The organism is Embleya sp. NPDC001921 (assembly GCF_053594475.1).
The window spans coordinates 18,081-36,340 of the sequence record NZ_JBSFEO010000014.1; the positions used below are offsets into that span (position 1 = coordinate 18,081).

Consider the following 18,260-nt stretch of genomic DNA (forward strand, 5'->3'; position numbering starts at 1 on the left):
CTCCGGGGGAACCGCTTCGGCCCGCCGCGTAGGCACCCGCGCGTTGCGCGATCGGGGCGGGCGCCCCTTCGCCCCTGCCGAAAGGAACATGCGCCGCCCTCGCGTCACCGAGCCGCGTCGGCCGCGTCCGCCGGTCGGGCCGGATAGGCGATCTCGATGAGCCACTCCTCGCGGGCGAGCCTGTTCAGGTGCTGTTCGGCCAGGCGGCGGGTGATGTGCTCGGGCACCAGGCAGGTGGGGCACGCCGTGGGCCCGGCCGTGATCGTCAACGTGACGTTGGTGCTGCCGGCGTGGCCCACGTGGAGGCGGAAGTCGTCGGCGGCCAGCACCGCCGACAACGGCGCGAGCGCACGGGTGATGTCCTCGGCGGACGGCGACATCGTGCTCTCCTTCTCGGGCGGTGCACTGTCCTGGAAGCCGGCCCACCCTAACTTCGTTCGAAAAGGCAATCAATATCGTCCGAGTATTCGACCTGCCTACACCTTGTAGGCAGTGCCACGTTGCCCACGGCCCACCCGACTCCTAGCATTCGACTATGCGACCTGCCGATCCGACTATTCGGAAACCCGTGGTGGTCGACGCCCACGTGCACGTGGCGTCGGCGGACCGCGAGCGATATCCGCTCGCGCCCTCGGGCGTCGGCAGCCCCTGGTTTCACGCGGACGACGTCGGTGCCCGGGACCTGTCGACCGGGATGCGCGCGGGCGGGGTCGACCGCGCGGTGATCGTGCAGGCGGTGGGCGCGTACGGGTACGACTGCTCGTACGCGATCGACGCCGTGCGCGCCGACCCGGATCGCTTCGCCCTGGTCGGCGCGGTGGACATGGACGGCGCCCACCCCGTCGACGCGCTCGCGGCCCTCGCCCGCGACGCCGGTGAACTCCTGTGCGGTGTGCGGGCCTTCGGCGTGCACGGGCACCGGCCGCGCTGGCTCGGGGACGGGCGCGCGGACGAGGTGTGGGCACTGGCGAACGAGACGGGGCTGACCATGGTCCCGGTGCTGTTCCCCGACGCCCTCCCCCGGCTGGGCGCGCTGGTCGCCGCGCACCCCGACGTCCCGGTCGCGCTGGACCACTGCGGGTTCGCGGACCTGTCGGAAGGTGCGCCGTTCGCCTCCGCCGGCCCGCTGTTCGACCTCGCCGTTCTCCCGGCGGTGCGGATCAAGGTGTCCACGCACGTGCTCGGACACGCGGCGGCCGGGGGCGATCCGGCCGATGTGGTGGACCGGCTCGTGGCGACCTTCGGCCCGGACCGGGTCATGTGGGGGTCGGACCATCCGCAGACCGCCGGCTCGACCTACGCGGAGAAGGCCGCCCTGGGACGGCACGCCGCACGCCGCCTCTCCCCCGCGGATCGCGCCGGCTTCCTCGGCCACACCGCACTCGACCTCTGGTGGAACGCCTCATGACCGCTGTTCGGCCGTCCCCCTCGCTCGCGAATCCCGGCGCCGACCCCGGCGGCCGGTCCGCCTCCCCGCCCACCGACCGCGTGATCGCCGTACTCGATCTGCTCTCGGCCCACCCGGGCCGCGAGTTCACCCTCACCGAGATCATCCGGCACAGCGGGATCAGCAAGGCGACCTGCCACGCGGTGGTACGCCGCCTGGCCGACGCGCACTACCTGCTGCACACGCCGACCGGATACTCGCTGGGCCCGGCGCTGATCGCGGTCGGCCACGCGGCCGAGCGCTCGTTCCCGGCCGCCCGCGCCGCGCAGCACCATCTGGTGTCGTTGGCCGAGGAGTTCGGCGCGCCCTGTACCGCCGCGGTGCACGACGCCGAGACGATCACGGTGGTGGACGCCGCGGGCCCCAGGTCCGCGGGTGACGCCTTCGGGGTCGGCCTGCGCATCCCGTTGGTGCCGCCGTACGGCGCGGTCCAGATCGCCTGGTCGGGCGAGGAGGCGATCCGCGCGTGGCTCGACCGGGCACCGCGCGCCGACGAGGCCTTCCGCGATCGGCTGATCGGCGTACTGGAGACCATCCGCCGTCGCGGCTACGACGTGCACCGCGAGAGCCCGGCGTCGATGCGCCTGCGCGAGGCGCTGTACGGGCTGATGCGCGAGGACCTCTCCGCGTCCCAGCAGGAGGCCGTAGCCCTGCTGTACACCGAGCTCAGCCACATCGATTCGTTGCCGGAGCGCCTGGACGACCGCGTCCGCTACGACGTGAACAGCATCTCCGCCCCGGCGTTCGACGCGCACGGGCGCACCTCGGTCGTGCTGTCCCTGCTGATGGCCAAACCACTGCGAGGCACCGAGATCACCCGCGCCGGCAAGCGCCTGCTGGCCGCCGCCGCGGACGTCACCGGGTCCACCGGAGGCCGCGCGCCCGAGAGCGGCGACGAGCCCCGGCACCCCCGCGGACCGAAGTAGCGGCGCCGGCTCGATCGCGAGGGGTCACGGTCAGGTGGTTGACCGCGACCACGTCGCGCATCGCCTGCGGGGTCCAGTCCACCGGTGACCAGGGCCGCACGGCCCGCCGGGTCGATCTCTACAGCCATCGGTTCCCCGTCCTCCGTGCCGCCCCGTGCACCGTGCGGATCCGCGCGAAGGGCTGCGTGCGGGGCCGCGCACATGGCGTACGAGGCCCCGCGTACGCGGACCCGTTCACGAGGCGGTGGGCGTGGTCGTGGCCAGGAACAGCGCGTCGTCGACGGCTTCGGCGGCCATCGCGTCGAGTTCGGCGTCGGTCGAACCGCCCAGCGGGCCGCGCACGGTGAGCACGCGCGCCTGCGGCAGCCCGTAGAGCGAGCACACCTGGCGGGCGATCTCGGTAAAGCCCGCCGTGGCCAGGAGCAGGGTGGGGATGCCCAGTTGTTCCAGTTCGACGGTGTCGTGGCTGCTCCAGGACGTGCACGAGCCGCAGTCCGCGGAGCCGGTGATCACCACGTCGGCGCACTCGCGGACGCGTCGCATCACCTCCGGTTCGGCGGGCAGCGCGGCGCTGATCTTGGCGATCTCCAACGTGACGGTGGCGCCGGTGCGTTCGGCCAGCAGGCGGGCGATGCCGCCTTGGATGTGGCCGGCGTGCGGCTTGAGGTTGTCCAGGACCGCGATGCGCTTGCCGGTGAGGACGTCCAGGCCGGGTGCGAGCCGCTTGGCGGGTTCGCCGACGTGGCCGGTGGGGTCGATGATCGTGACGCTCATGGATGCGGCTCCGTGGGGAAGGCTCGGATGATCAGGCCGGCGGGACGGTGACGCTGCGGGTCAGACCCCAACTGGGCACGACCAGCGAGTGTTTGCCCGGCCCGCCGGCCACCAGGACGCGGATGTTGTCCGGGCTCTCGGTCATCGGCTGGAGGTCGTCGTCGCCGAGCGCGCGCATCCACGGACGCCACAGCGCGGCGGTGAAGTGCGCGCGGAAGTCGGCCGCGGGGCGGCGGGCCTTCTCGAACAGGTAGGCCTGCACGTCCTGGCGGGCCCAGCCCGCCGCCGCGAGCGTCGCGGCGTGTTCCGGGCCGACCACGACGAAGTACTCGGCGCTGGAGACGACCGCGTTGTTCGTGCCGAACGTCGCCATGACACTGGCGGCCTTGTCCAGAATCGGCGCGGGGTTGCTCCGGGTCTCCATGTCGTGCACGTTGTGCGGGTTCTCCATGCCCGCGACGGTCACCGCGCTCGGCGCGTCCAGGCCGAGCGAGCGCGGGTAGGTCGGCCACGGACTGGCCTCGGCGTTCTCCGCGAGGCAGAAGGTGTACTTGGACGGCTGGCCCTGGGTCGCCGCGTCGCCCAGGCCCTCGCCGCCGACGCCCTTGGCGGTTCCGCCGCCGATGTGCATGAGCGCCAGGCGCACCGCACGGCCGAGGGTGGCGTTGGCCCGGTTGCCCGGGCCGAGGGTGCCGGTACCGGAGTTGAAGCCGCAGCGGCGCACCGCTTCCCCGTGCACGACGACCATCACCGAGACCGGGTGTGTGGTGGAGTTGACGCCCCGCAGGTTGAACTCGGGCGCGCACATTCCCCGTACCGCGGCCACGAGCAGCGGCAGCGACGGTGGCAGGCATCCGGCCATCACCGCGTTCGCCGCCAGCACCCGCGCGGTCGCCTCGCCCAGGCGCGGCGGCAGGACGCCGATCACCTCGTCGGGGTCGCCGTCGTAGCCGGCCAGCATCGCGTCGACGCGCGCCGGGGTCGGCGCGACGATCGGAAGTCCGTCGCCCCACCCGCGTTCGGCGAGCAGCGCGTACAGGGCCTCGGGGCTCTCGTCCGCCAGTGAAATCACCGCGGGAGCCGTGTCGCGGTCGGAGGTTTCGGCGTCTGCTGCCATCGCATTCCTTCGATCGTGTGGCGAGGTCGCGAGCCCGGCCCGGGGCCGGTCGCAGCGGCTCGGGGCGGCGCTCCCGCACAGGCGACGCGCACCCCGGCGGCCGCCGGCCGACCACCGCCGAAGGTAGGCCGACGACCCGTCACGCACAAGAGGATCGTTCGAAAATTCGATGTGGTCGTCCCGACTCTCGAACCACGGGCATCGTCAAGGCACACGCCGTCCCCCGTCGGGAACGCGCGGCGTCCCACGCCGGGGCCCGGACGGGCGCGTTGTGTGCGCATCGACGCGCGATCGGGATCGACGTGCGCCCGGCCCGCCGCCACGACGGTCGGCACGGTCTCGCCAAACCTCGCCGACCGCGCACCGCCGCTCCGGCGGGGTCACACCGGATGTCGACCCACGCACGCCGTCGGTGGCGCACCCGCCACCCGTCGACGGCCCGGCGGCGGACGACACGTTCAGTCGAACTCCCAGGCCTCCTCGACCGGCGCGGTGCCCTGTTCCGCCCAGATCGTCTTGCCGGACTGCTCGTAGCGGCTTCCCCACCTGCGGGTGAGTTGGGCCACCAGGAACAGACCGCGGCCGCCCTCGTCGGTGCTGTGCGCGCGGCGCAGGCGCGGTTGGGTGTTGCTGGGGTCGGAGACCTCGCAGATCAGCACGTCCCGGCTGCGGATCAGCCGCAGCCTGATGGGGCCGCTTTCGCCGTAGCGGATCGCGTTGGTGACCAGTTCGCTGACGACCAGTTCGGTGGTGAACGCGAGGTGTTCCAGCCCCCAGACGGCGAGTTGCCCGGTCGTCAGGTCGCGGGCCCGCGCCACGTGCGCCGGGTCGACGGGCAACTCCCAGGCCACGCTGTCCTCGTCGGGCAGCGGGCGGACCCGGGCCAGCAACAGGGTGGTGTCGTCGTCGCACGAACCGGCCACCGCCGGGTCGAGCAGGTCGCGTCCGATCTTCGCCAGATCCTGCCGCGGGGCGTCGGTGTGTTCGAGGCGATCGAGGAGGCGGCGCATGCCCGCGGTGAGATCGTGGTCGCGCCCGCGGACCAGGCCGTCGCTGTAGAGGATCAGCACGCTGCCCGGCGCCAGTTCGATCTCGGCGATCTCGAACGGCATGCCGCCGACCCCCAGCGGCGGACCGGCCTCGAGTTCCACGAAGTGGGCACGTCCGTCGGGGGCCAGGACCACCGGCGGCGGATGCCCCGCCGACGCCATCCGGCAGCGGCTGGTCACGGGGTCGTACTCCGCGTACAGGCACGTGGCGCCGGAGACCGCCTCGGCACCATGGGACCGGTTCGGGAACCGCTGGACCAGGTCGTCCACGTGCGTCAGCAGCTCGTCCGGCGGCAGGTCCATGTCGGCGAGCGCCTGGACGGCGGTACGCAGGCGCCCCATCGTCGCGCTGGCCTGCAGGCCGTGCCCGGTCACGTCACCGACGACGAAGGCCAGGCGCAGCGAGGACAACGGGATCGTGTCGTACCAGTCGCCCCCGATCCCGGCCGAGGAGGACGTGGGCAGGTAGGCCGCGAAGGTCTCGGCGGCCGGTTCGTCGCTGCCCTCCTCGGGCAGGAGGCTGCGTTGCAGGGCCAGCGCGACGTTGTGCTCCCGGGTGTAGCGGCGCGCGTTGTCCACGCTCAGCGCGGCACGCGAGGCGATCTCCTCGACCAGGCGGGCATCGTTCTCGTCGAACGGGTCCGGGCGCTCGGTGCGCCACAGTTGCACGCTGCCGAGCGAGTGTCCGCGCGCGAACAGCGGTACGGCCAGCAGGCTGTGCGCGTTCGCGGGCACCGAGGAGTCGCCCGGCAGCGGCTCGAGTCGCGGGATCAGCAGGGTGGCCCCGCCCTCCATGGCCCGGACTTCGGGGATGTCCGGCGGGACGGGCAGCCGTTCGCCGACCTGGACCAGTTCCTCGGGCCACGCGTCACCCGCGAAGGCCACCCCGGCCCGGACCTCGGGCGTGTAGCCGGTCGTCGGGTCGACCGCGGGCTCTTCGCCGGCGAGGACCGCCTCGGCGAGGTGCACGGCGGCGAGGTCAGCCAGTCGTGGCACCACCAGGTCCGCGAGTTGCTGGGCCGTCCGGGCGACATCCAGCGAGTCGCCGATGGTCCGGGCGGCCTCGCGTACCACCTCGAAGCGGGATTCGGAGCGCACCAGGTCGGTCATGTCGTTCACGGTGACGAGCAGGCCGAGGGTCGACCCCGGCGCGCGCTCGATCCGCAGGATGCCGATGGTCAGGTGCAGCAGGTTCCCGCCCGCGGCACGTGCGGCGACCAACTGCCACCTGCGCAGGAGTGGTCCCGTCGGGGACAGCGCCCGCCCGAGCACCGGCACCAGGTATTCGAGGCCGAGGGCGGCGAAGACGGCGGCCATGTCGTCCCCCGGACCCATCGGGATCTGCGGGAAGCCCCCGGCGGTGGCGTTGGTGGCGACGACCCGCAGGTCCGGATCCACCGCGGCGAGGAGCATCGCGCCCTGATCGAAGACGGCGTGCGCCAGCGGGCTCGCCCAGTCCGCGGGCAGCTCGAAGGGAGGCGCGCTGTGACCGTCTTCCGTCACCCGTCGATCCTTCCGGACTCCGAGGTCGATTTGCCCAGTATCGCCCACTGGAGCCCTCCACACACACGGGTCCGCACAGAGGTGGATCACGCTCTCGGCCGAGAACCGCACCGTGCCCCCGGGGGCCGGCGACCCACCCGTGACCCCGGATTACGCTGCCCGCCCGGACCTCGACGACGAATAGTCGACAATCATTGTCGAGCAGGTACCGTAGCGGTGCCCCGCCGCGTTCTCCACGGCCCACGGCCCCCGCACCGGGCCCGCTCCGCCATCGAGGATCGCGGTCTCGAAGAACGGACACGTGATGAACAGCGCACCGGACCGCGAGCAGTGGTCGGCCATCCCGTCCCCACCCACGGACCGGGTCGTCGCCGTCACCGAGTTCCTGGCCTCCCGTCCCGGCGAACCGGCGACCGTGGCCGAACTGGTGCGTCGGCTCGGGCTCAACCGCGCCACGTGCCACGCCGTGCTGGCCGCGCTGGTCCGCGCCGGCTGGGTCGTCCGCGATCCCGTCGAGAAGACCTTCACCCCGGGCCCGGGGCTGATCGCGCTCGGCCGCGCGGCCGAGACCGGGGTACCGGTCGCGCGCGCCGCCGAGGGCGAACTGGCCGCGCTGGTCCGCGAGCTGGGCATGGCCGTGACGGCCGGCTACCCCAGCGGCGAGCACATCGTGGTCGGCAGTCACCTCGCCGTGGACGGCGACGCCGCCGATGTCGTGCGCGTCGGGCAACGCATCCCGTTCGCCCCGCCGTTCGGCCCGGGACTGGTCGCGTGGGAGGGGGAACCCGAGATCGGGCGCTGGCTCGCTCGCGCCCCACACGCCGATCCCGCGCGCACCCCGCGCTTTCGCGCCGTGCTCGCCACCGTGCGCCGGCGCGGCTACACCGTCGAGAGCGACACGCCCGCCTCCCGACGCCTGCGCGCGCTGCTCGTCGAACTCGACTCGCTCTCGCCGCGCGGGCGCCCCGCCGTCACCGAACTCCTGCACGAGATCGGCACGATCGACTACCTCGACGACGACCTCCAGGAGGCCCGCACCTACCCCGTGGGTGTCATGTCCGCCCCGGCGTTCACCGGTGCCGGTGTCACGGCGCTCAACATCAGCGTGTACGTATGGGCCGACCTGGATCCGGCCGGCATCCGGGCGGTCGGCGACCGCCTCCTCGCCGCGTCCCGCACGATCACCCACAACCTGCGCGGAACACCCCCGCGCGACTTCCCCCAGGGCACGGTCCACGCCTGAGGATCGAGCACCCGGCGCATCGCCCCGAACGGGAGGACCCACACCTCCCGGCGCGCGGCCGGCCGATCCGCGGGCGCGCGCGGATCGGCCGCGGGACCGGCGTCGCGTCAGTCCCGGCTCGGGAGCATGGCCTCGCCCGCCGACCGGCGGACCGCCGCGTCGACCAGCTCGCCCACCCGCGCGGCCGGCACGGCGATGCCCGGCGTCCGCAGCGTCCAGGCCAGGAACGCCTCGACATCCATGGCGGGCACCTCGCCGAGATAGGGCCGGACGTACACCGGCGTATCCGGTTCGCTGCGCCAACTGGCGTCCAGCGCGCCGATGTCCACCGCGTCGTAACCCAGGACGTCCAACAGCGCGACGGCCTCGGCCCGGCCCCGCGCGTCGTCGCCGGCGATGGGCAGGGCGCTGCGGTCCGGCGCGCCCGCGCGCCGGGCGAGGGAGAACAACTGGTGCGGGGTGATGGTGTTGAACGCCTTGACGACGCGGGAGTGCGCGAGGTGGCGCTGCAGCAGCGCGCTGGAGGTCAGTTCGCCCGTGTCCAGTTCCGCGAGCCGGCCGTCCCGCTCGGGATAGTAGTTGGCCGTGTCCAGCACCGTCTTGCCGGCCAGGGCGTCGACGGGCAGCGCCGCGTAGGCCTTCAACGGGATCGCCGCCACCACCACGTCGGCGGCCCGGGCGGCGTCCGCCGGTGTGGCCGCGCGGGCACGCTCGCCCAGGTCGGTGACCAGGTCGGCGAGGGTCTCGGGGCCTCGGGAATTGCTGAGGACGACCTCCAGGCCCGCCGCGACGGCCAGGCGAGCGACGGAGGAACCGATCATTCCGCTGCCGATGAGTCCGAGAGTTCGGGTCATGGTTCTTTCCATTCGTTCGTGAGGTCGCCGCGCGATCGCATGCCACACGAAAGCGGGCGGGCCACCGGTGGGCGGCGGGCGAGCCGGCCGGCCGGGCGTGGCCCCCTGACAGCCTGGAGCCGCCGTGATCGCGCAGCCAGGTCCGTCCCCCGAGTACTCACCGCGTGATCACCCACCGCACGGCCGGGCGTTGGGTCGTGAGGTGGACGAGTCGGCGTACCCGCACCGGATCGCCCGGCCCTCCCGAGCCGTGCGCGACGGCCGAGGCCGCACCGCGCGGACGGTCCCGCCGTCTCGCGCGATCGCTCCGCACGGCCGTGCGCAACGGGCCGTACGCCCGTGCTCACCGCCTTCCTGCCGCGCTGTCTCCCCACTTCCCGGCGCACCGTCCCGCCGTCCCGCCGTCCCGCCGTCGCACCGTCGCCCGGGTCGCGCGGGAGCGCGCGCCCGGGCGAAAGGGGCGAAACCTCAGGGAGCGGTGGGGAGTTGCCCGATGAACGCGTCGATGCGCTCGGCGACGTGATCGATCATGGCGTCGGTGAGGCCGTGGTTGCAGGAGATCAACATGCCGTACTCCATCACCCGGTCGGCGCCCGGGAGCCCGGCGGCGGGCTGCCGGAACGTGGCGTTCTTCATGAACGGTTGGCGGGCGGCGTTGCCCGTCCACACGACGCGGGTGTCGATGCCGTGCTCCTCCAGGTACTGCTGGAGGTCGCTGCGCCCGAAGCCGGCGTCCGGCCCGACCAGGAAACAGTAGGACAACCAGGCGGTGTTCAGGTCGGGCGACTGCCGAGGCGGCGTGAAGTGCTTCGGGTGCCGGCGCAGCACCTCGGTGAAGCGGGTGAAGTTGTGCTGCCGGCGTGCGTGGTTGCGATCAAGCTTCTTGACCTGCTGGACTCCGAAGGCCGCGCACAACTCGGTGGGCAGGAAGTTCCAGCCGGCCTCGTCGAAGATGAACATGTTGTCGTAGCTGATGCCGTCCAGGTCGGTCCAGAAGCTCCGGGAGCCGGCCTGGGAGCCGAACAGTTGCGTCTCCGAGCGGCGACCCCAGCCGCGCAGGGTCAGGCAGCGGTCGCGCAGCCGGTCGTCGTCGAGCATGACCATGCCGCCGCTGCCGGCCGCGGTGATGATGTGCGACAGCGAGAAGCTGGTGACCGAGATGTCGGAGCGGGTGCCGGTCGGTGTGCCGCGCAGGGTCGAGCCGACCGCGTCGCAGGAGTCCTCGATGACCCTGAGGTCGTGTCGGTCCGCGATGTCGCGGATGACGTCCCAGTCGGGCGCGTTGCCGGCCAGGTTGGGTACCAGGATGGCGCGGGTGCGCTCGCCGATCATCTCCTCGATCCGGGAGACGTCGATCTGGAAGGTGTCGGGCTCGACGTCCACGAACACCGGTACCAGGCCGGCGCGCAGCAGGCAGGACAGGTCGGTGGAGAAGGTCAGCGGCGAGGTGATCACCTCGGAGCCGACCGGCAGGTCCAGGAGTTCGACGGCGAGGAACAGCGCCGCCGAGCCGGAACTGACCATCGCACCATGGCGCTTGCCGAACAGGTCGGCCACGCGGCGTTCCATCTCGGCGACGTTGGGGCCGATCCGCAGGCCGTTCTGGCCCTGCGTCAGAACCGCCATGACGGCGTCGACTTCGTCCTGGTCGTAGACGGCGCTCGCGTAGACGACGCGCTGTTGCTCACTCATGTGGCCGGTCCTTCGAGTGGTGGGTGGGTCAGTGGAAGGTCATCGGGGCGGAAGGCCGCGGTGCCGGGGTCGGGCCGGCGAGGAGGCCGCCGTCGACGGTGAAGTCGGCGCCGGTGGCGTAGGAGGCGCCGGGCGAGGCCAGGAACGCGGCCATGTGCGCGATCTCGTCCGGTTCGCCGACGCGGCCCAGGGGCAGTCGCGCGAACCGGGTGTCCCGCGCGGAACCGCTGCGGTCGGCCGGGAGCATCGCGGTACGGATCGTGCCGGGCACGATGGCGTTGACCCGGATCCCCGCCTCGCCCAGTTCCACGGCCGCGGTGCGGGTCAGGCCGCGTAGTCCCCACTTGGACGCGGAGTACGCGGACGCCCACGCCTGCGCCTGCACGCCGCTGACGGAGGCGATGTTGACGATCGCCCCGCCGCCCGCGGCCCGCATGTGCGGGACGACGGCCCGGATGCCGAGGAAGGGGCCGAGCAGGTTGACGTCGAGAACGCGCCGGAAGGCGTCGGCCGTCTCGTCCTCGAGGGCGACGATACGCATCGCCGCGGCGTTGTTGATCAGGATGTCGATGCCGCCGAAGCGCTCCACGGTCAGCGCGACGGCGGCGGCCCAGGCGTGCTCGTCACTGACGTCGAGGGTGACGAAGGCGGCATTGTCGCCCAGCTCTTCGGCGAGCGCGGCACCCTGCTCGGTGAGCACGTCGGCGAGCATCACCGAGGCGCCGCACTCGACGAACAGGCGCGCCTCGGCGGCTCCCTGTCCCTGCGCCGCGCCGGTGACGAGCGCGACCTTTCCTTGCAGGTCGTACATGGGGACCCCTTCGGATGGCGATGACGGGCGGAGACGGCGGAGACGGCGGAGACGGCGGAGACGGCGGAGACGGCGGAGGCCGGGGCGGGAGCCGGGACCGAGGCCGCAGCGCGGCCGGCGGCGGTGGCGCCGGGACGGTGGCGACGGCCTGCTCCGGAGCTCGTCTGTTTCATGGCTATCATGGTTATGATGGCCTTCACAAGATGCGACCCGTCCACCCGGCCCGGGCCGGGCCGACCGAGGAGCACGCGAGGATGCGATGCGCTACAGCTTCAACACGTTCAACCACTCGACCTACTACGGACTGCCGCCGTCCCTCCCCCGGCAGATCGCCGCCGCCGAGGCGGCCGGCTACGATCACATCGGGCTCGACCTCCTCTCCGTGCTCGCACACGAGCGCGAAGGCCTGCCCGCGAGCGAACTCGCCGCCCACCTGGGACGGCACGACCTGCCCTGCCACGAACTGGTCTCGCTGTCGATCTCCGCGGACGAGCCCGGGACGCTGCGCAGCCTGGGCCAGATCCTTCGGGTGGCCCGCGTACTGCGCCCGGAACAGGTGCTGTGTGTGGTCACCGGCGAAATCGACGACCCGGTGGTGGCCAACACCGCCCGGTGCGCCCGAGCCCTGGCCGCGGAAGGCATCGGCCTGGCCGTGGAGTTCCTGCCCACCCGGCACGTCGACTCGATTGCCGAGGCGCTGCGCCTGTGGGAGCGGGTGGCGCACCCGAACCTGCGTCTGGTCGTGGAGAGTTGGCACTTCTTCCGGGGGCCGAGCAGGTGGGCCGACCTGGCCGCGCTGCCGCTCGATCGCATCGGCTTCGTGCAGTTCGCGGACGCACCCGCGCCGGTGACCGACGACACGCACCACGAGTCCATGCACCGCCGGGTCCTCCCGGGCCGAGGCGTCCTGGACCTGGACCGGTTCTGCGCGACGCTCGCGGCGAAGGGTTACGACGACGTGGTCAGCGTCGAACTGCTCTCCGACGACTGGCGAACCGCCGACCTGTACACGTTCGCCGAGGCCACCCTCGCCGCGACCCGCACGGCCTGGGAGACGGCGGCGCACTCCGCGTAGGCCCGACCGGCATTCCCCGAACAGCCCTGTCCCCTGCACGAAACAGCCGAGTCCGTATGCACGAAACAGCCGAGTCCGTAGTCCCCGAAGTGGAGGAGTCGCCCATGTCAGCCGGCCGACCGAAGCCCGATCCCCAGTCCCCGACCGCTTCCGCGTCCACGCTCGACGGCCGATCCCCGGGAGGCGGTCCGGGCACGTTCGACGTCGTCGTGGTCGGCGCGGGCTCGGCCGGATGTGTCCTGGCCGCCCGGTTGTCCGAGCGATCGGATCGTACGGTCCTGCTGGTCGAGGCCGGTCCCGACCATCGCGCCGACACGATGCCGGACGAACTGCGGCATCTTTCGCGGCCGGTGGCCTGGCCGTACAACTGGGGCGACAAGGTCGCCTCGACCGCGGGGCGCGTGCTCGACTACGCGCGTGGGCGCGGCGTCGGGGGCTCGTCCGCGACCAACGGCGCGGTGGCGATGCGCCCGGAGCCGGAGGACTTCGCGTCGTGGCCGGAGGGAATGCGGTGGGAGCGGATGTCGCCCTACCTCAACCGGATCGAACACGACCTGGACTTCGGCGACGAACCCCACCACGGCAACGCCGGACCGATCCCGATCCTGCGGCACCCGGAGGCCGACTGGAGCCCGTTGCAGCGTGGCTTCGTCGACGGGTGTCTGGCCGAGGGGCTGCCGTTGTGCCCCGACCACAGTCGTCCGGGATCGACCGGGGTCGGCCCGATCCCGATGAACCGGCGCGGCACCCGACGCGTGTCGAACACCGTCGCCTACCTCGACTCGGCCCGCGCCCGCCCGAATCTGACCGTACGCGGCGACGCCCACGTGCGTCGCGTCCTGCTCGCCGGCGGCCGCGCGGTCGGCATCGAACTGGCCGACGGCGAACGCGTATACGCGGGCCGGGTCGTGCTGTCCGCGGGCGTCGTGCAGAACCCGCTGCTGTTGTGGCGCTCCGGCGTGGGACCGGCGCCCGGCATCTCCGGGCTGGGCATCCAACCGCTGCACGAACTACCGGCCGTCGGCGGCGGCTTGAGCGATCACATGGTGGTGTCCTATCGGGCGGCGGTGCGACCGGACGCGGTGCCCGACGGCGGACCGACGCTGCAGACGATCGCCCGGGCCACGGCCCGTCCGGGCGGGGGGCGCACCCACGACCTCCAGTTGACCCCCGTGGCCCGGCGCAATCCGGACGGCACCCGGGAGATCGAGATCAGCGTCGCCCTGCAACTGCCCAACGGCTTCGGCTCGATCGTGCCCACCGGCGCCGCGCCCGACGCCCCGGCGCGGATCTCCTGGCCGTTCACCACCGACCGCGACAACCTGGAGCGCCTGGCGATCGGGGTGCGCCTGGCCGCGCGCGTCGTGGCCGCCTCCGGCCTCGCGCTCGCTCCGGCCGCCGTGCGGCGGGTGTCGGACATGCCCGACGACGCACTGTGCCTGTCCTTCGCCGCCTCGCACTACGCCTTCTACCACGGCGTCGGCACCTGCCGGATCAGCACCGATCCGACGGCCGGCGTGGTCGACGCGGACCTGCGCGTGCACGGCCTGAGCGGCCTGCACATCGTGGACGCCTCGGTCGTGCCGACCGTGCCCCGCGCCAACACCCACCTGCTGGCGACCGCACTGGGCGAGCTGGGCGCGGACTTGATCGCGGCGGCCGACTAGCGAGACGGCAAAGTCACGGATCGACCCAGGGGCGCTCGCGGGTCGGCGGCACCCCGGCGCCGTCCCGTGCGTGGTCGGGTGACCGGCGCCGGCGGTGGGCGGGTTCCGGTCGGCGTCGAGCGTGGTGCGCCGGGTGGGCGCTCCGCCGGCCGGATGAGCAGGGCGACGAACTCCTCGACCTGCTCGTGGTGTCGATCACGCGGCGCGTGCGGCGATGGTCATGGTGTCCGCCATCCGGTCTGGCGTCCGGGTACGGGTCCGCACCGGTCCGCGGATGTCGTCCGCGCCGACTCGCGCGCGGGGGCGGCGCCGGGTTCGGCTCTCGTGACGTCGTGGGCCGGGGCCGACAGCGGGGCCGACGGCGGGGCGGAGGGCGAGGCCGGGAGCCCGTCGCCGGGCTGCGGGCTCATCAAGCGCAGTTGCAAGGTGATCGCGAAGCGCGCCGACGGGTCCTGAAGGTCGATCCGGCCGACCTCGGCCATCCGACGCATGCGGTACCGGAAGGTGTTGGCGTGCACGAACATGCTCGCCGAGGCGGAGGTCACGTCGCCGAACGCGTCCAGCCACGCCCGCAGCGTGTCGACCAGGTTGGTGTTGTGCTTGGCGTCGTAGGCGACGAGCCGGGCGAGCGGACCGACGAGTTCGTCGCCGTTGGCCGCGGCGAGGTCGCGAATCTCCAGGAGCAGCGCGTCGATGTAGACGTCGGTGATCGAGGCGACCCGCTGCCGCACCTGCCCGCCGGCCAGCACCCGCAGCGCGCGGTCCGCGTTCGTGCGCGAGCGCCGCAGCGCGGTGGGTTCGTGCGCGATCGTTCCGATGCCGATCAGCGCCTTGACCCGGTCGCCGGTGCGTTCGAGGAAGTTCGTGGCGATCTGCACCGCGCGCTCGCACGCGGCGGCCGGGTCGCCGGGGGCCGGGAGGACGGCGTAGGCGGTGTCGCCCAGGAGGGCGACGGCCGAGCGCGGTTGCACGGCGTTGAGGTGGATCGCGAGGGCCGCGGTCAAGCGTTGGTGTTCGGCCGTCGACTGGGTGTGGTCCTCGCCGTGGCCGCGGGCCAAGCCCAGCGCCAGCACCACCGTGGGCTCGTACCCCAGTCCCAGGCGGGCGAGTGCGTCGACGGCGCCGGGGCCGCCCTCCAGCACGGTGGTGACCAGGTCCGCGCGCAACCGGTTCTCGGCGTCGGCACCGGCCCGGTGCCGCAACAGGTGCAGGGCCACGAGCTTGGACGCCTCCACGAAGGCCCCGGCGCGTTCCGGGCTGAGGGGCTCCCGGACGGCGGCCCACATCGAACCGAGGATCTCGTCGCCCGCCCGAACGACGATCGCGGTGCGCGCGAGTGCGGCCTCGCCGTCCAGGATCACCGGGGGGATGAACATCGGCTCCCGGCTGCGGTACAGCTCCTTGAAGACGCCGCGGTCCTCGAAGATGCGCAGGTATATGTCGGGTACTCGGCGAGCCAGGATGGTCGCCACGCGCGAGGGATCGGCCTCGTCCTGGCGGCCGGAGAAGGCGAGGATGTGCGAGCGGCGGTCCTCGATGGTGATCGGGGCGTCCAGGAGCGTGGCCACGGCGTTCGCCAGGGCGAACAGGTCGCCGGAAGGCACGCCGCCCAGGGTCTGTGTGCCGGCTTCGCCGACATCGCCCTCGGTGAGCAACGTGCGGAGCATCGCCGCGAGTTGCGCCCAGGACGCGCCCCGGGTCAACGCCAGCAGCGCCACCCCCGCCTCGGCGGCGGCACGCTCGACCGCGACGTCGGGCTCGACGGGCCCGCGCACGATCAGGGCGGCGACGTCGTGGGTGCCCAGCGTGCGCAGGAGGCCGGCGATCTCGGCGCCTCCGTGCACGGCGGCGCCGAGGACGACCGCGTGCCGTGGGTATTGCGGTTCGTCGTACGGGTCGTGGATGACCACCCCGCCGATCTCCTCCACGGTGCCCGCGTCGCCGTGGATCAGGTCGAGGAGGGTGGGACCGAAGTCCTCGAGCACCCGACCGAGGCTTCTGCGGGGATGGGTCGTCACGTGGGGCTCACCTCTGTGCAGTCGAACCGATCCGGTCCTCCGATGTGGTACGCGGGAACCACCATATGCGCCCCCGTGACGAGCGACGTCGCACGTCACGGCGGCGCGTACGCTCGATCACCGAGCGTGCGGCAACAGTGCTCGGGCCACGCGCCGAGCTCGTCCGGTGCGTGGTTTGCCCGCCGCCGCGCCGACCCGGCACGCTCGGGTCAGCACAGACGGGCGACGACCTGGTCGGCGAACTCGCGCATGAAGCGCAACGGTTTTGGGACGAACTGGGCGACGATGACGTTGTCGATGCCCGACTCCTCGATCTCGGCGAGTCGCTCGGCGCAGTACCCGATGGGGCCGGCCACCGTGGAGTGTCCGGCGAGCCAGCCGGTGAGGCCCAACTCGTCCACGAGCGCCGCGTTGTGGCCCGCGGTCTCGGGCGACGCGTGGTGCGCCGAGTCGTAGCGGCGCTTGAGCTCGTTCACCTTCGGCACCAGCGACGACGGCAGTCCCTTGCCCTCGGTGGTGAACCGGAAGACGTGATTGGCGGTGCCCGCCAGGACCGACCGCACCTGCCGGATCCCCTCCTGCTCGGTACGGGCGGGGACGACGTTGGCCATGCACCAGATCTCGATGTCGGCCATGTCCCGACCGGCCTCGGCCGCGCCCGCCGCGATGTGCCCGAGGTTGCGGGCGTACGCCTCGCGCGTCAGCGAGTTGGAGAGGATGACGCCGTCGGCGCAGCGCCCGGCCGCGCGAAGGGTGCGCGGGCCCTCGGCGGCCATCCAGACCGGGGTGGTGGCGGGCGCCCAGCGCTGGACGAGTTCGGTGCCCCGCCAGTCGGCCGGCTCGCCTCGGGTGAGTGCGCGGACGGCGCCCACGTACGCCTCGGTCTCGTTCACGGTGCCCGGTCGCACGCCGATGTTGCGCAGTGCCGAGTCGCCCGAGGCGATGCCGGGCACGAACCGGCCTCCGCTGATCTGCTGGAGGGCCGACGCGGCGGAGGCGGCGACGGCCGGGTGGCGCGTCCTGGGGTTGGAGACCGTGACGGCCAGGCGCTGGGTGCTGGTGCGCGGCGCGGCGAAGGCCAGGCAGACGTAGGGGTCGGCCCACAAGGATTGCGAGTCGCCGGTGGTGAGCATGGTGTATCCGCAGTCGGCGGCCACGGCGAGCCAGGCCGCGTAGTCGTCGAAGTCGCGCACCGTCGTGCCGGTCGCGAACCTCATCGCGAGTCCTCCCGATCGTCCGGGCCCAGGATTCGGCGCGCGTTGTCGGCGAGGATGCGCTGTTTGTCCGCGTCGGGGAGGTCGGCGTCCAGGATTTGGCCGAGCAGGTGGGTGCGCCGGTAGCCCAGGGGCGCGGAGTACAGGTCGGTGCCGAACACCAGCCGGTGTGCCCCGTGTCGGCGCACGAAGGGCTCGATCAGGTCGAACGAGTAGGCCAGCGAGGTGTCGAAGACCAGGTTCGGCGCCGACTCCCCCACCGGGAGCGCCTGTCGCACCTGTTCGAAGGTCGAGAAGGCGTCCAGGACCAGGATGGTGAGATCGGGGAAGTCCCGTGCCAGTTCCCGCACTTGCCACAGCGCCTCGTCCGGTGTCTCGCCCAGTGCGTGCACCAGCGGCACCAGGCCGCGCTCGCCGCAACGTTCGACGATCGCGCGCACGAGCGGGGAGCCGACGGGCACGCCGTGGAAGCGGGCGTGCACGCTGATGCCGCGCAGGCCGAGTTCGTCGGCGCACCGGTCGATCTCGGCGAGCCCCGCCGCGCCGTACAGCGGCTCGGTGACACCGATCGCGACGGGGAACCGGTCGGGCGCCGCGTCGCGGTAGGCGGCAATGGCATCGTTGACGCGGCGGGTGTCGGCCACACCGTTCGGCCGCAGGTAGCCGTGCCCGGGGATGACGACGGCTTCGTGGATGCCGTTGCGCCCCATCGTCGCCAGGCGCGTCGCGCGATCACCGGCGGCGCCGTCGGGGGTCGCGGCCTCCGGGTCGGGCCCGCCGTGCGCGTCACCGACGTGGTGGTGGCAGTCGAGAACGCGGAAGTCGGAGTCGGACCGGGGCATGGTGCGCACCTCCCGCAACGAAGCTCTT

At 72.8% G+C, this 18,260-nt stretch carries 15 protein-coding genes; 5 read left to right on the top strand and 10 right to left on the bottom strand.

The window, feature by feature from the left end; all coding sequences use genetic code 11:
- Window positions 1-104 precede the first annotated feature (104 nt).
- A complete protein-coding gene (locus ACWCPW_RS18130; protein ID WP_449762562.1) occupies window positions 105-380 on the bottom strand; it encodes a hypothetical protein in 276 nt (91 codons plus the stop codon).
- Window positions 381-568: 188 nt separating this feature from the next.
- On the opposite strand from ACWCPW_RS18130, the gene ACWCPW_RS18135 reads away from it, so the two are divergent.
- Together ACWCPW_RS18135 and ACWCPW_RS18140 are read left to right on the top strand one after the other, a co-directional pair.
- On the top strand, window positions 569-1,408 hold the full coding sequence (locus ACWCPW_RS18135) for an amidohydrolase family protein (RefSeq protein ID WP_449762563.1): 840 nt from the start codon (window positions 569-571) through the stop codon (window positions 1,406-1,408).
- Window positions 1,405-2,373, top strand: coding sequence for an IclR family transcriptional regulator (locus tag ACWCPW_RS18140; RefSeq protein ID WP_449762564.1), 969 nt, complete (start codon window positions 1,405-1,407; stop codon window positions 2,371-2,373). The genes ACWCPW_RS18135 and ACWCPW_RS18140 overlap by 4 nt, the downstream gene beginning before the upstream one ends.
- A gap of 234 nt (window positions 2,374-2,607) precedes the next feature.
- Here ACWCPW_RS18140 and ACWCPW_RS18145 read toward each other — a convergent pair whose 3' ends face one another.
- The 3 genes from ACWCPW_RS18145 to ACWCPW_RS18155 form a co-directional block, all read right to left on the bottom strand.
- Window positions 2,608-3,147 (bottom strand): UGSC family (seleno)protein, encoded by a 540-nt coding sequence (locus tag ACWCPW_RS18145; RefSeq protein ID WP_449762565.1) that lies wholly within the window; start codon window positions 3,145-3,147, stop codon window positions 2,608-2,610.
- 31 nt (window positions 3,148-3,178) lie between these two features.
- Entirely contained in the window at window positions 3,179-4,264 is a 1,086-nt protein-coding gene (locus ACWCPW_RS18150) for a hypothetical protein (protein WP_449762566.1), read from the bottom strand.
- 458 nt (window positions 4,265-4,722) lie between these two features.
- Window positions 4,723-6,816, bottom strand: a complete 2,094-nt coding sequence (locus ACWCPW_RS18155; RefSeq protein ID WP_449762567.1) for an ATP-binding SpoIIE family protein phosphatase — start codon at window positions 6,814-6,816, stop codon at window positions 4,723-4,725.
- 304 nt (window positions 6,817-7,120) lie between these two features.
- On the opposite strand from ACWCPW_RS18155, the gene ACWCPW_RS18160 reads away from it, so the two are divergent.
- Window positions 7,121-8,059 (top strand): IclR family transcriptional regulator, encoded by a 939-nt coding sequence (locus tag ACWCPW_RS18160; RefSeq protein ID WP_449762568.1) that lies wholly within the window; start codon window positions 7,121-7,123, stop codon window positions 8,057-8,059.
- Between the two features lie 107 nt (window positions 8,060-8,166).
- On the opposite strand, the gene ACWCPW_RS18165 is transcribed toward ACWCPW_RS18160, so the two are convergent.
- The 3 genes from ACWCPW_RS18165 to ACWCPW_RS18175 form a co-directional block, all read right to left on the bottom strand.
- Window positions 8,167-8,949 (bottom strand): NADPH-dependent F420 reductase, encoded by a 783-nt coding sequence (locus ACWCPW_RS18165; RefSeq protein WP_449762722.1) that lies wholly within the window; start codon window positions 8,947-8,949, stop codon window positions 8,167-8,169.
- Between the two features lie 432 nt (window positions 8,950-9,381).
- A complete protein-coding gene (locus ACWCPW_RS18170; RefSeq protein ID WP_449762569.1) occupies window positions 9,382-10,605 on the bottom strand; it encodes a DegT/DnrJ/EryC1/StrS family aminotransferase in 1,224 nt (407 codons plus the stop codon).
- A gap of 28 nt (window positions 10,606-10,633) precedes the next feature.
- Window positions 10,634-11,416, bottom strand: a complete 783-nt coding sequence (locus ACWCPW_RS18175) for an SDR family NAD(P)-dependent oxidoreductase (RefSeq protein ID WP_449762570.1) — start codon at window positions 11,414-11,416, stop codon at window positions 10,634-10,636.
- A gap of 259 nt (window positions 11,417-11,675) precedes the next feature.
- Here ACWCPW_RS18175 and ACWCPW_RS18180 point away from each other — a divergent pair, with 259 nt between their 5' ends.
- Together ACWCPW_RS18180 and ACWCPW_RS18185 are read left to right on the top strand one after the other, a co-directional pair.
- Entirely contained in the window at window positions 11,676-12,491 is an 816-nt protein-coding gene (locus tag ACWCPW_RS18180) for a sugar phosphate isomerase/epimerase family protein (protein ID WP_449762571.1), read from the top strand.
- Between the two features lie 104 nt (window positions 12,492-12,595).
- Complete coding sequence (locus tag ACWCPW_RS18185) at window positions 12,596-14,158, top strand: GMC family oxidoreductase (protein WP_449762572.1); 1,563 nt, start codon at window positions 12,596-12,598, stop codon at window positions 14,156-14,158.
- A gap of 218 nt (window positions 14,159-14,376) precedes the next feature.
- Here ACWCPW_RS18185 and ACWCPW_RS18190 read toward each other — a convergent pair whose 3' ends face one another.
- The 3 genes from ACWCPW_RS18190 to ACWCPW_RS18200 all read right to left on the bottom strand — a co-directional run bounded on the left by ACWCPW_RS18190 (window position 14,377) and on the right by ACWCPW_RS18200 (window position 18,232).
- Window positions 14,377-16,176: a PucR family transcriptional regulator gene (locus ACWCPW_RS18190; protein ID WP_449762573.1), complete on the bottom strand. Its 1,800-nt coding sequence runs from the start codon at window positions 16,174-16,176 to the stop codon at window positions 14,377-14,379.
- A 209-nt stretch (window positions 16,177-16,385) separates the two neighbouring features.
- Window positions 16,386-17,393 (bottom strand): LLM class flavin-dependent oxidoreductase, encoded by a 1,008-nt coding sequence (locus tag ACWCPW_RS18195; protein WP_449762574.1) that lies wholly within the window; start codon window positions 17,391-17,393, stop codon window positions 16,386-16,388.
- Entirely contained in the window at window positions 17,390-18,232 is an 843-nt protein-coding gene (locus tag ACWCPW_RS18200; RefSeq protein WP_449762575.1) for an amidohydrolase family protein, read from the bottom strand. The genes ACWCPW_RS18195 and ACWCPW_RS18200 overlap by 4 nt, the downstream gene beginning before the upstream one ends.
- Window positions 18,233-18,260: the final 28 nt, after the last annotated feature.